The organism is Polyangium mundeleinium (assembly GCF_028369105.1).
In the GTDB taxonomy this organism is placed as follows: domain Bacteria; phylum Myxococcota_A; class Polyangia; order Polyangiales; family Polyangiaceae; genus Polyangium; species Polyangium mundeleinium.
This window is the reverse complement of the sequence record NZ_JAQNDO010000001.1, coordinates 3,687,340-3,698,600: the sequence shown is the minus strand read 5'-3', so window position 1 is coordinate 3,698,600 and position 11,261 is coordinate 3,687,340. Positions and strand designations below refer to the sequence as shown.

10 protein-coding genes are annotated in these 11,261 nt (G+C 70.7%); 5 read left to right on the top strand and 5 right to left on the bottom strand.

Annotated features, from left to right (window positions below):
• Positions 1 to 9 precede the first annotated feature (9 nt).
• The 3 genes from POL67_RS14825 to POL67_RS14815 all read left to right on the top strand — a co-directional run bounded on the left by POL67_RS14825 (position 10) and on the right by POL67_RS14815 (position 2,821).
• Positions 10 to 840 (top strand): metallophosphoesterase family protein, encoded by an 831-nt coding sequence (locus POL67_RS14825; protein ID WP_271918007.1) that lies wholly within the window; start codon positions 10 to 12, stop codon positions 838 to 840.
• A complete protein-coding gene (locus tag POL67_RS14820) occupies positions 837 to 1,595 on the top strand; it encodes a 4'-phosphopantetheinyl transferase family protein (protein WP_271918006.1) in 759 nt (252 codons plus the stop codon). The genes POL67_RS14825 and POL67_RS14820 overlap by 4 nt, the downstream gene beginning before the upstream one ends.
• A gap of 173 nt (positions 1,596 to 1,768) precedes the next feature.
• Positions 1,769 to 2,821 carry a hypothetical protein gene (locus POL67_RS14815; RefSeq protein ID WP_271918005.1) on the top strand — a complete coding sequence of 351 codons (1,053 nt, stop codon included), beginning with the start codon at positions 1,769 to 1,771 and terminating at the stop codon, positions 2,819 to 2,821.
• Here POL67_RS14815 and POL67_RS14810 read toward each other — a convergent pair.
• From POL67_RS14810 to POL67_RS14800, 3 genes are read right to left on the bottom strand one after another with little or no spacing between them, the layout of a single operon-like run.
• On the bottom strand, positions 2,790 to 3,722 hold the full coding sequence (locus POL67_RS14810) for an alpha/beta fold hydrolase (protein WP_271918004.1): 933 nt from the start codon (positions 3,720 to 3,722) through the stop codon (positions 2,790 to 2,792). The genes POL67_RS14815 and POL67_RS14810 overlap by 32 nt on opposite strands.
• A gap of 1 nt (position 3,723) precedes the next feature.
• On the bottom strand, positions 3,724 to 4,113 hold the full coding sequence (locus tag POL67_RS14805) for a hypothetical protein (protein ID WP_271918003.1): 390 nt from the start codon (positions 4,111 to 4,113) through the stop codon (positions 3,724 to 3,726).
• Between the two features lie 54 nt (positions 4,114 to 4,167).
• Complete coding sequence (locus POL67_RS14800; protein ID WP_271918002.1) at positions 4,168 to 5,739, bottom strand: L,D-transpeptidase; 1,572 nt, start codon at positions 5,737 to 5,739, stop codon at positions 4,168 to 4,170.
• Between the two features lie 998 nt (positions 5,740 to 6,737).
• On the opposite strand from POL67_RS14800, the gene POL67_RS14795 reads away from it, so the two are divergent.
• Positions 6,738 to 7,376 (top strand): sensor histidine kinase, encoded by a 639-nt coding sequence (locus tag POL67_RS14795; protein WP_271918001.1) that lies wholly within the window; start codon positions 6,738 to 6,740, stop codon positions 7,374 to 7,376.
• Between the two features lie 85 nt (positions 7,377 to 7,461).
• Positions 7,462 to 8,094, top strand: coding sequence for a ribosome-inactivating family protein (locus POL67_RS14790; RefSeq protein WP_271918000.1), 633 nt, complete (start codon positions 7,462 to 7,464; stop codon positions 8,092 to 8,094).
• 2 nt (positions 8,095 to 8,096) lie between these two features.
• Here POL67_RS14790 and POL67_RS14785 read toward each other — a convergent pair whose 3' ends face one another.
• Together POL67_RS14785 and POL67_RS14780 are read right to left on the bottom strand one after the other, a co-directional pair.
• Positions 8,097 to 9,356, bottom strand: a complete 1,260-nt coding sequence (locus tag POL67_RS14785; protein WP_271917999.1) for an outer membrane protein assembly factor BamB family protein — start codon at positions 9,354 to 9,356, stop codon at positions 8,097 to 8,099.
• A gap of 2 nt (positions 9,357 to 9,358) precedes the next feature.
• Positions 9,359 to 11,215, bottom strand: a complete 1,857-nt coding sequence (locus POL67_RS14780) for a zinc ribbon domain-containing protein (RefSeq protein ID WP_271917998.1) — start codon at positions 11,213 to 11,215, stop codon at positions 9,359 to 9,361.
• Positions 11,216 to 11,261: the final 46 nt, after the last annotated feature.

Sequence of the window (11,261 nt, the reverse complement as noted above, 5' to 3'; positions counted from 1 at the left end):
CCTGCCCTCATGAAGCTCCTCGCCATCAGTGATCTGCACGTCGGATTTCCCGACAATCGAGCCGCCGTCGCGTCCCTCGGCGCGCGGCCCGACGATTGGCTCATCCTCGGCGGAGATCTCGGCGAGACATTCGAGCACGTACGATTCGTGCTGGATACGCTCGCGCCGCGGTTCCGCAAGCTCGTGTGGGTGCCGGGCAACCACGAGCTCTACGTCGATCTCCACGCGCCGCCGGGCGAGCCGCGCGGCGCCGCGCGGTATACGCGGTACGTCGAGCTCTGCCGCGAGCGGGGCGTGCTCACGCCGGAGGATCCTTATCCCGTGTGGGAAGGCGAAGGCGGGCCGCACCTCCTCGTGCCCATGTTCCTGCTCTACGATTACACGTTCCGCCCGGACAACGTGCCCGTGAGCGAGGCCGTCGACTGGGCCGCGGAGCAGGGCATCGCCGCGGCGGACGAGGTCTTGCTCGATCCCACGCCGTTTCCGAGTCGCCCCGCGTGGTGCCACGCGCGTGTGGCCGAGACCGAAGCGCGCCTCCGCGCAGCGCCCGCGCTGCCGAAGGTGCTCATCAACCATTTCCCGCTGCGCCAGGACCTCGTGTTCTTGCCGCGCGTGCCGCGCTTCTCGCCGTGGTGCGGCACGCGAAAAACCACGGATTGGCACGTCCGCTTTGATGCGCGGGTCGTCGTGCAGGGCCATTTGCACGTCCGGAGGACGGTGCACGTCGACGGCGTCCGCTTCGAGGAGGTCTCGTTCGGATACCCGCGCGAGCGCCGGAGCGACCGCACGATCGACGCCTACGTGAAGCAAATCCTCCCGACGCCGGAGCCCACGCCTTGAGCCTTCTCTCCTTGCCGCCGGGCGCCGCGCACCTCTGGTACGTCGATCCCGACGCGGTCGACGACTGGTACCTGCGCGCGGCCTACCATTCCGTCATGTCCCCCGAGGAGGCCCGACAGCAGGCGCGTTTTCGGTTCATCGAGGGCCGGCACGAATACCTCGTCACGCGCGCGCTCGTCCGCGCCGTGCTCAGCGCGTATGCGCCCGTCGCCCCGCGCGACTGGGTCTTCGTGCGAAACAGCCACGGCCGCCCGGAGATCGCGGGCCCGAACGGCGCGCCGCGGCTCCGCTTCAACCTCTCGAACACGCGTGGCCTCGTCGCTTGCCTCGTCGCGCGCGGCCGCGAGGTCGGCCTCGACGTCGAGGACACCCACAGGCGCGGCGAGACCGTGAGCATCGCCGACCGCTTCTTCTCCCCGTTCGAATCCGCCTCGCTGCGCCGGCTGCCCGCGTATCGCCAGCGGGATCGATTCTTCGATTACTGGACGCTCAAAGAGGCCTACATCAAGGCGCGTGGCATGGGCCTCGCCATCCCGCTCGATCATTTTTCGTATCACCTCGACGAGGGCGGCCCCATTCGAATCTCCTTCGAGCCCGCGCTCCCGGACGATCCGTCGCGCTGGCAGTTTTCGCTCACCTCGATCGGCGGACGTCACCGCGTGGCGACCGCGATCGAACGAAGGCCGGACGAGGGAACAATCGCCGTCGAGATGTTTCGGTGTCTTCCGTTCGAGGACGTGCCGCCGAAGGCCTGACGTTCGGCCCAAGGACGGCCGCGCCTCGCCCGTTTCCCCCGTCGCACCGAGCATCGACCGGTTCGATGCTCGGAAGATCGCGCAGCGATCTTCCCTCGGGGGGGTGAATCGTCCGGGCTTTGCCCGGACGAGAGGGGGACGCGAGGCGTCCCCCTCGGGACAAGGAGGCACCGATGGCCGACGGATCCCGTTTTCCGAAGCTCGCTCCCCCGTTCGCGATCGCCGGCGCCGCTGCCGGATGGCTCTCCGCGGGCCTGCTCGCGAACCCGCTCCTTGGCGTCACGTACGACGAGGTCAAACCCCTCGCGGCCCTCGGCACCACGCTCATCGCCGCCGCCACCGGCGTCCTCCTGAAGAAGCTTTGCCTCGGATGGCGTTATTGGTACGAGCTCGAAGCCTCCGACCCGGAGAGCCGCTCGCGGACGGACCGGCTCGGGTACCACGTCTTCATCGTGCTCCTCGCGGGCGCCGCGGCCGGCGCGCTCGTCGCGGGCCTCGACGACGCGCACGGCGGCACGCTCGGCGGCGCCGTGAGCGGGGCCTTTTCCGCGGTCCTCTTCCTGCCTGTTTGCCTGCTCGTCCTCGCGTCCGCGCGCCGCGCCCAGCGGGCCCGCCTCGGCTCGATCGTCGCGGACAGCGATCGCCGCGCCGTGTGGGGGATCCTCGCGGCCGCCCTCTCCGCGGCCACGCTGCTCGCGGCCCTCGACTGGCCTGCGGCGCGAATGGCCGAGAGCGCCCCCCCCTTCCCGGCGCTCTTCATCCTGCTCGCGACGGCCCTCGTGACGCTCGCCGTCCTCGCTGCCGACCTCCGCGCTTTGAAGCGGGCGCAGGTGGCGCTCGCGCCGGGGCTCCAGACCGACGAGGACGGCGCCACGCCGCTCGTGGATCCGATGGTACCGCGCGTTGATCTCGGCCTCGGCGACGACGTCGCCTCACGCCTCGCGCGGAGCGCCGCTGCGTATCGAAGCCGCGATCGGGCCGTCGAGCTCGTGCAGGGCAATCCCGCGCAGGCCCTCGGCGCGCTGCGCCGCGCGGTTCGGCGTGGGGTCACGAGCTTGGCGCTGATGGGCGTGATCCTGGGCGCGCACGGCGTCGCCCATTCGAACTTCGCGATCGATGTCTACGTTCAGGCGCGGTGCGGCGTCGGGTATCCGGCGTTCACCTGCCGAACATCCAAGTACGAGGCCTACCAGGTTAACTGGAGGCATCCTCTGGAGAAGCCGTAGCCGTCCCCTTTCCGAGCCACGAGAGCAGCAGCGCGTTGAAGCGCTCCGCCTGGGCGAGCGTGACATCGTGCCCCGCGTTCGGCACGAGCTCCGTCTGGATGTGCGGCGCGACGCGCTTCACCCGCGCGATCGCGTCCTTCGCCGAATAGATCGTCTCGTTTTCCCCCACGATCAGGAACGTCGGCCGGGGCAACGACTGGAGCTCCTCGTCACGTAACACCGTCGGCTGCACCACGGGCTTCGACGCGAAACATCGCGCGGCCAGGTAGGAGTCTCCGGACACCTCCTCGACGAGCTTCCGGCCCACCTCGCCCTGCGCCGCCGTGTCCGCGAGCATCCATTGCATGAAGCTCCGTGTGAGCCACGGAATGGGCAGGGCGGTCAAAATGGCACGCGCAATCCAGGTCCCCACGATGGGCAACACGGTGTTCGCCGGCGCGACGAGCACGAGCCCTCGCACCCGCTGGGGATATCGCAGCCCATACTGGCTCGCGATCCACCCGCCGTACGAGAGCCCCGCGAGCGCGAACTCGGACCGGATCCCAAGACCCGTCACGACCTCGTCGAGCCAGGACGCGTACTCGTGCCCCTCCTTCGCGAACCTCGAATACACGCTCCGGCCGCAGTCGTGAATGCCGTCGACGGCGAAGACCTCGAATCGCTCGGCGAGCTTGGCGACGTTCGGACCCCATTGGAGCGAGCTGCCCGAGATCCCGTGCAAGAGCACGAGCGGCGGGGCCCCCGCGCGTCCGCTCACCCGGACGAACGTGCGTCCGAGGGATGTATCGACCTCGCGGCCTTCGCAGGGGACGGGCCAGCGCGCGGCGCGCTCGTCGTAACGGGCGAGGAACCGTTCGCGGGCCTCGGCGGAGCGGAACGGGTGAAACGCGGGGAAGCTCATCTCAGGACACCCGCGAGGCGATCCGGCGCCGGACCTCGGCGACGAACGCGTCCGGATCCTCGACCGAGACATACAGCGTCTCGGCCGGCACGCGCAGGAGCACGCGCATCGGCTGGGCCTGCGCGAGCCGGATGCGCACCACGTCGTCGTACGACCCGACGACCGCGACGGTATCGACGAAATTGGTCCGCCAGCCGAGCCCGCCGAGCAGCGGCCAGCGCGCGCGCTCGACCGAGGTGACGCGCGAGAGCGGGATCCGCTCGTCGAAGAGCCAGCCGAACCGAACGTGGATCTCGTCGCCTTTGATGTCGACGTACGATCGCTCGGCCGTTCCGCCGAATACGGAGAGGAGGGGCTTGACCCAGGTGCTGCGTCGGATCTCGGTTCGCATGAGGCCTCACGATGGCCATCGGTTCCACGTGACGCAAGGCAGCAAGTGACGATCCTACCTCGAAATCACGACCGCCGTTGTCGGCCCGTTCTCCGGGGCGCCGGCGCCCGCGGCGCCCTGCCAGCCGGGGGGCACGGGCGGGTCGCTCCAATGAAACAGCGTTTCGGCGTCGATCGGCGAGAGGTTCACGCAGCCGGCGCTCGTCGGTTCGCCGAAACGCTCGTGCCAGTAGGCCGCGTGGAGCGCGAAGGGCGGGTGGAAATACTGCGTGTGAGGGACGTCGGCGATCCAGAACGAGCGATCCTCGCCTTTTTCGGGCGACATCGTGGCAGCCTTGTCCTTGAACGTCACGTAAAACGTCCCGGTCGGCGTCGTGCTCGCCTTCACGTTGTCGATCCCCTTCACCGGCACGCCGCCCGATCCCGGCGAAATGAGCGTGGCGAACACGGGCGTGAGCCCCTCGTACGCGACGAGCGTGCCTTGCGTGATCCGCACGTGCACCCACTTCGTCCCGTCGCGCACGCCGAACGGCAGCTTTTGCCGCGGCTCGACGACGGTCGCATCACCTTGCTCCACCCACACGGGTTGCCCGCCCTCGCGCTCCTTCGTTTCGAGGTACGTGGCCCCCGCGTGCTCCGTGGAATGACCCGTCAGCATCACATACGAGCGCGCGGGGTACGACGTCCCGGTGCGCTCCAGGGCGCCGTCCGGGAGCTTGCGCCATTTCGCGCGCGGCGATTTGCGGAACCAGGCGAGGGGCAAGGAGACGTCCTCGCCGAGGCGGACGCCGTGGAACGTGCTCGGGCGGAACGGGCGCACACGGTCGGCGGGCACGACCGTGAGGTCCACCGAGAGCAGGAACGTGCGTCCCTCGGCGGAGAACGCCTTCGTGTACGAGAGCATGGACCCATGCGGAATGTTCTGCCGCACGAGATCGAAACGACCCGGACGCACCATTTTACCGCCTTCGAGGAACACGGGCAGCGCGTCGGCGGGGCGGATCGGCTGGGGATCGGCGAGGTCCTCGTGGGCGGAGAGGAACTTGGAAAGCGGCTCGAACTTGCCCGCGGGGCCGAGGAGCCGCTCGATGCGCGCCTGCTCGCGCGGCGTGGGCACGCGGTTGTACATGGGCGCGCCATTGGAGATGGCGTATTTGTAGGGGAAGGGCCCGGCCGCGGGCAACGTCGCGTCGAACGCGGGCCGGACCTCGGGCGGAGGCTCGCGCGAGACGAGGGGGTCGTTGCAGACGTACCCGCGCGGCTCGATCGCCCAGAACCCCCGCGCGCACCCGGCCCCGCGCACGGGCTCCGGCTTTTTCAACGCGACCGATTCACCGACCCGGATGTACCCGAGGTAGCGCTCGCCCTTTTTCTCGGGCGTGGGGAAAATCCAGGGAATGCCCTCGACGGCATAAAGGCGCGGGCCGGAAGGAGCCACCGGCGCGGGTTCGGCCACCGGAGCGGAAGCGGAAGCGGCAGCGGAAGCGGAAGCGGGAGCGGCAGCGGCAGCGGCAGCGGGCGCGGTCGCGACCACGGCGACGGGCGCCTCCCGCGGCGGCGCGAGCGCGGGCTCCGCCGGGCCACATCCGAACGCGAGCACGAACGGTGCGAGAAGGTAGCCGCGCATCCTGCCCCCCAGCTATGCCCCGGATTCGCCCGCCGGCGCAACTCCGCCGCGCCGAAAAACCCGTAGCATCGCTCCACGCTCCATGGCTCCGCAGCGCCGCACCCTCCCCCCGCCCTCCACCATCCGCCCTCCGAAGGCCCCGAGCCACCTGCAGGCCGAGCTGCTCGCCGCCGCCTGGGAAGCCTTCTCCGCGCTCCTCTTCGTCTGGACCGTCGTCCCCGACGCCCTCTCCGCGGCCCTGCCCCTCGCCATCACCGTCGGCCTCGTCTCCCTCTCCCTCTCCGCCCTCGCCGGCCCGGCCCTCGTCCGCCGTGGCCCCCGGGGCCTCTTCGTCGCCGCCCTCGTCCGCACGCTCTCGTGGCCCCTCGCGGTCAGCCCCCTCGTCCCGCACATCGGCCCCCGCGTCCTCTTCGCCGCCGCCGGCTTCGGCCTCATGGCCGGCGGCATCCGTCGCGCCTTCTATCGCCGCCTGATTCCCGCGGAGACGACGACAGCGACGCTCGGCCAAACCCCCCACACCGAAGCCTCCACCGACATCGGCAACCTCCGCGACAAACTCGCCGAGTCCGCCATGGTCGCCGGCATCGTCGGCGGCCACACCCTCATGCTCTTTTGCGTCGCCTTCCTCCGCACGCAGAGCCCCGTCCTCTTCAAGGCCTGGCTCGAATTCGTCCCGGCCCTCGCCCTCGTCGGCACCATCGGCTTCACGTTCGCCATCCGCCCCGCCACCCGCCGCGTCGCCCGCGCCCTCGCCGCCGGCCCGACCGGCGACCGCGCCCTTCACGAGCGCGCCCTCGCCCAGGCCGAGGCCCTGCCGAGCACCCTCTCCTACCTGAACTTCACCGTCTGGTCGGCCTTCATCACCATCGGCGTCTTTTATGCCCGACCCGGCCGCGCCGCCTGGACCCTCGCCGACGCCGCCATGCAGATCTGCCTCGGCATTCTCTTCGCGTTTGGCGTCTCCTTTTATCAGCGCGCCTGGGACCGCGGGCGCGGCCTTGCCCGAGCTCTCTCCTGCGCGGCGGCTCGAGCTCGAACGCACCATGAAAGAGCTCGACGTCGACGCCGCCCTCGAAGACCTCATCGGCATCTCGCACCTGCTCCGCCGCGCCAGCGACCGCGCGGTCCGCATCGTCGGCAACCTCAAGAGTTTTTCCCGGACGCCCGGCGAGGTCGTGCCCACGGACCTCGTCGCCGGCATCGAGGAGACCCTCGTCCTGCTCGGCCGCCGCCTGCGCGACGCCGGCATCGAGGTCGAAAAACGGTACGGCGACGTGCCCGAGGTCCTCTGCCGCTCGGGCGAGATGAGCCAGGTCTGCATGAACCTGCTCGTCAATGCCCTTCAGGCCCTCGAAACCGACGGCCGGCCCGACAAACCGACGCCGCGCATCCTCATCGAGGCCCGGCGCGACGGCGGCGCGGCCCTCGTCGCCGTCAGCGACAATGGCCCGGGTGTCCCCGACGACCTCGCGAGCCGCATCTTCGAGCCCTTCTTCACCACCAAACCCCGCGGCCAGGGCACGGGCCTCGGGCTCTCCATCTCGAGCGACATCGCCCGGCGCCACGGCGGCGCGCTCACCCTGGAGCGCGCCGACGGCGGCGGCGCGCGGTTCGTCTGTCGAATCCCGATCGCCTGAGCGCGCATCTTGCCAGCCGCCACGAGCGTCGGGTAGCCTGGCATCCCCCCCTCTCCATTTCGCGCTCCTCGGAGGACGCCCCGCGATGGCCAACTACGACCTCGACATCTCGAACTACCATTCCAGTCACATGGCGATGTGGCATTCGCTCACGAAGACCAGCCACGCCGGGTACCGGTTTTGCGACACCTCCTCCACCCAGCAGCACACCATTACCGTCAAGGATGGGCTGACCGGCCCGAGCTGCGTCCTCTACCTGCGCCAGAGTGATCTTTATCTGGTCGGCTTCAAGAACGCGGCGAACCACGTGTTCGCCTTCCACGACCAGGCCCCCTCGACGTACAACACCCGCCTCACCATGTCGGTGAACTATGCGCACGTGAGCACGACCGCGAAGGGTGCGGCGATCACCCGGCAGACGCTCGTCGACGCCATCACCGCCTTCGATGGGCACACGGGGACGAGCTGGAACACCCTCTCGCTCCCCTTCCTCTCGATGGCCCTGCTCGTGAGCGAGGCCATGCGCTTCAAGAACATCTACGAGACGATGCGCGGCGTCGCGAGCGATCGAGCCAATGGCAGGTACACGACCTTCAACGTCTGGGCCTCCCTCGTGACCTCGTGGAATGCCAACACCACGAACCTGCACGGCTTGCACAAGCTCATGCAGCGGCCCTCCCAGGTCAACGTGAAGACCTGGCACCACTTCACGCGCTGAAATCAGATCCCCAGCATCCAGACGCTGCCATCGCGGCAAACCACGACCAGCTTGTCATCGCCTGCCGGCTGCATCGCCACCGGCGCCGGGCAGAGCCGCTCGCTCGCGAGCGCCACGTTCCCATCCGGCCGCGCCACCCCCACCCGCCCATTGTGCCGCGCGAACGCCACGCGCCCCTCGGCATCCACGAGCAGCGCCGGGCTCGACCGTGCGTCCGCCGGCGCATTAAAAAACCCCGTCGCCGCCGCGGTCCCTGCCGCCGCCGCCGGATCCGGCCCCGTCGGCTGCGCCCCCTTGTCCAGCACCATCCGCAGCCGCTCGTTGCCTGCGGCATCGATCCCGAAGAGCAGCCCCGTCGACGTCGACACCATCGCGAACCCGCGCGGATGGATCGCCACCGGCTCGTCGTACGTCCCGAGCCCCACGTCCCCGGCCCGCACGTGCGTGAGCCCCGTCTTCAGGTCGAGCCCTACGAGGCTCTTGCCGCCCACCACCGCGAGCAACGTCCGCCCGCCTTCGAGCGCGGCCCCGCGCCGCAGCGGCCCGCCGAACGTCCCCACCTTCTTCGGCGGGTTCGGCGGCCGGAACACGTACACCCCGCCCGCCTCGCCCGTCGCGATCGTCCCGTCCGGCCCCTCGATCAGCGCGCCCACCGCGCGCTCCGGCAAGCTCGCCCGCGCCCGCACGCCGCCGTTCGGATCGAGCTCCACGAGCGCTCGCCCGCCGATGACCACGCTTCCATCCGAACGCGCGAGCGGCGCCACGTCGAGGTCGCGGCCTCGTTGCCCGAGCGGCGTCGCGAAGCGCACGCGACCGTCGCGCCCGAGGCCCACCGCCGTGCCTGCGCTCGTCACGAGCAGGAGCGTCCCGTCGCTCGTCAGCACCGGCGGCGCGATGGCCGGCGCGCTGCCGAGCCGCGTCCGGAAGACCTCCTTGCCGTCGGGCGCGTACGCGACCACCTCCGGCAGGCTCATGGCCACGTAGATCCGACCCGCCTCGTCCACGACCGGCGGCACCTCGATCGTACCGCCGGCGTGCCTGCGCCACTTGTCGACCGGCGGGAACGGCAGCCGCGACTTGCTCTGCCCCGTCCGCCGCGCGTCCACCCGCTCGCTCGGCGCGTGCCCCCGCGGCGGACCCACGACCACCGTGTACGGCCGCGTCGTGTCGATCCCCTCCGCGCGCGCGCTCTCGGGCGCGGGCTGCGCGAGCAAACCTGCGACCACGGCGAGCGCCGTCCCCAGACGCGACGGTGTCTTCATGCTCATCTCCGCTCTCCGGGCATCGTGAACGCCACCTGGATCTCGGGCACCACGCTGCTGCCCGGCGCGCTCCACGGCTTGCCGAGCTGACCGTACGCCGTGATCACGTCGCCTGCCTTCGCCGGGTTCGGAAACCCGTGCACGAGTCGCACGCGGCAAGGGCCTTGCCCCTTCGGACAGCCCTCCTTCGCCGGCACGTCGAGCAAGAAGATCGTCTGGTGGTTCTGCGTCCGCGCGTCGACGATCTCACCCGACACCACCGCGGGCTTGCCCACGTCGCTCGCCTGCGCCGCCGCGAACGCCGTGAAGCCGAGCGGTTTGTCCGCCATGAACTCCTGCGCCGCCGCCGCGAGCTTCTCCACGCGCCGCACCGCGATCGGCACGATCCGCGGCGCCATCCCGGGCGCCTTCGCGCGCACCTCGATGTTCGTCGATCCCACCGACGACACGCTCATCCGCTGCGCGAACGATCCATCCGCCGACACCTGGATCGGCTTGCCCGCGGCGAGCACCTCCGCGCCCTTCATCGTGCGCCCCGCGAGCACGAACGTCTCGCCCTCCACGATCACGCGCGCGCCCGGCGCGTCGATGTGCAGCGGCACGATCCCCACCGCGACGTCGACCGCGCCCTCTTCACGCGTGCCGCCTTCCGTCTTCACGATGTACGGCACGCGCCGCTTCAAGGTCGCGGGTTCGTCGGCGGGGCCCGTGCAGTCCGAGGCCACGTCGATCACGTGCACCGCGGGCCCGTCCTTCACCGCTGCGGGCTTGCCGTCGATCGTGATCTCCGTCCCGCCCACGGCCTCCACGGCCACGTGCACCGACGGTTTTTCGTTGGCGAGCCCCGTGAGATCGGGCCGGAGCCGATAACTCACGTGCACCGTCACACCCACGGACTCGTCGCGCCCGCTGCCGGGCCTGTCGAGCGAGACCTTGAGCCGGTTCTCGCCGAGCGCGAGCGGCGCGGGCAGGGTCACGAGCGCCGTCTGTTTCTTCACGTCCGCGCTCGCCGCGTTGATCTGCACCTTCGTGCCGTCGGGGCAGCTCGGACACTCGATCTCCACGGCCTCGCGCCCCTCCGGCGTCGCTTTTACGCGCGCCGTGAGCGGCGGCGGGCTCGTGTAGAACACCGCGAAGATCCCGGCGAACACCACGAGCAAGCCAGCCGTGACGATCACCGGCAGCGCGCGCCTTCGGTTCTTGCGCACGCGCTCGCGTGGAATCTCGCCGCGTGGCTGCACGGGTGGCAGGACGAGGCGCTTGCGCGCGAGCTTGTCGCGGACGTTCGGCCGCGGGTTGCCGCTGCGGAGCCGCTCCATCACGTCGGGCACGATCGTCGCGCCGAGCTCGTGTGGCATCTCGCGCGCGCGACCCTCCCGCGCGGGACCGGCGCTTGGATCCGTCGCGCGGAGCGGCGCGATCCCCGGCCGCGCCACGCCGAGCAACGTGCCCTCCGCCGGCGGCGGCGCCTTGACGGCAGGCGAAGCGCCGGAGGCCACGGCCTTCGGGGCGGCCACGCCGAGCAGCGTCTGCGCGGGGGCTTGCGCGGGCGTGGGCTTCGCGTCGCCGGACGGCGCGAGCGCGGGCATGCCGACGATCGTGCGGTTCTCGGGCGGCGGCGGGACGACGGGCTTCGCTGGACCTTTCGCGCCGGGCTTGATGAGCGTCGGCGCGTCGGGATCGACCTCCTGGGCTGCGTTCGGGCCCTTGGCGAGGTCCGAGAGCGACACGCCCATCATGGTGCGCGCGACGGCGGCGCCTTTCTGCGCCGGCTCGAGCGTGGCCAGCACGAAGCCGCACGCGCCACAGGTGGCGGCGCCGGGGCTCCTCTTGGTCCCGCACTCGGGGCAGTGCATCACGGCGGATACTACCGGTTAAGCTCGCCAGGGGAAGCCCCCCTGGCCC

What these genes read in the sequence shown, in the direction of transcription:
- POL67_RS14825 (WP_271918007.1), top strand. Translation starts at nt 10, where the DNA reads ATGAAGCTCCTCGCCATCAGTGATCTGCACGTCGGATTTCCCGACAAT.
- POL67_RS14800 (WP_271918002.1), bottom strand. Translation starts at nt 5,739, where the DNA reads ATGCGCGGCTACCTTCTCGCACCGTTCGTGCTCGCGTTCGGATGTGGC.
- POL67_RS14805 (WP_271918003.1), bottom strand. Translation starts at nt 4,113, where the DNA reads ATGCGAACCGAGATCCGACGCAGCACCTGGGTCAAGCCCCTCCTCTCC.
- POL67_RS14790 (WP_271918000.1), top strand. Translation starts at nt 7,462, where the DNA reads ATGGCCAACTACGACCTCGACATCTCGAACTACCATTCCAGTCACATG.
- POL67_RS14815 (WP_271918005.1), top strand. Translation starts at nt 1,769, where the DNA reads ATGGCCGACGGATCCCGTTTTCCGAAGCTCGCTCCCCCGTTCGCGATC.
- POL67_RS14810 (WP_271918004.1), bottom strand. Translation starts at nt 3,722, where the DNA reads ATGAGCTTCCCCGCGTTTCACCCGTTCCGCTCCGCCGAGGCCCGCGAA.
- POL67_RS14785 (WP_271917999.1), bottom strand. Translation starts at nt 9,356, where the DNA reads ATGAAGACACCGTCGCGTCTGGGGACGGCGCTCGCCGTGGTCGCAGGT.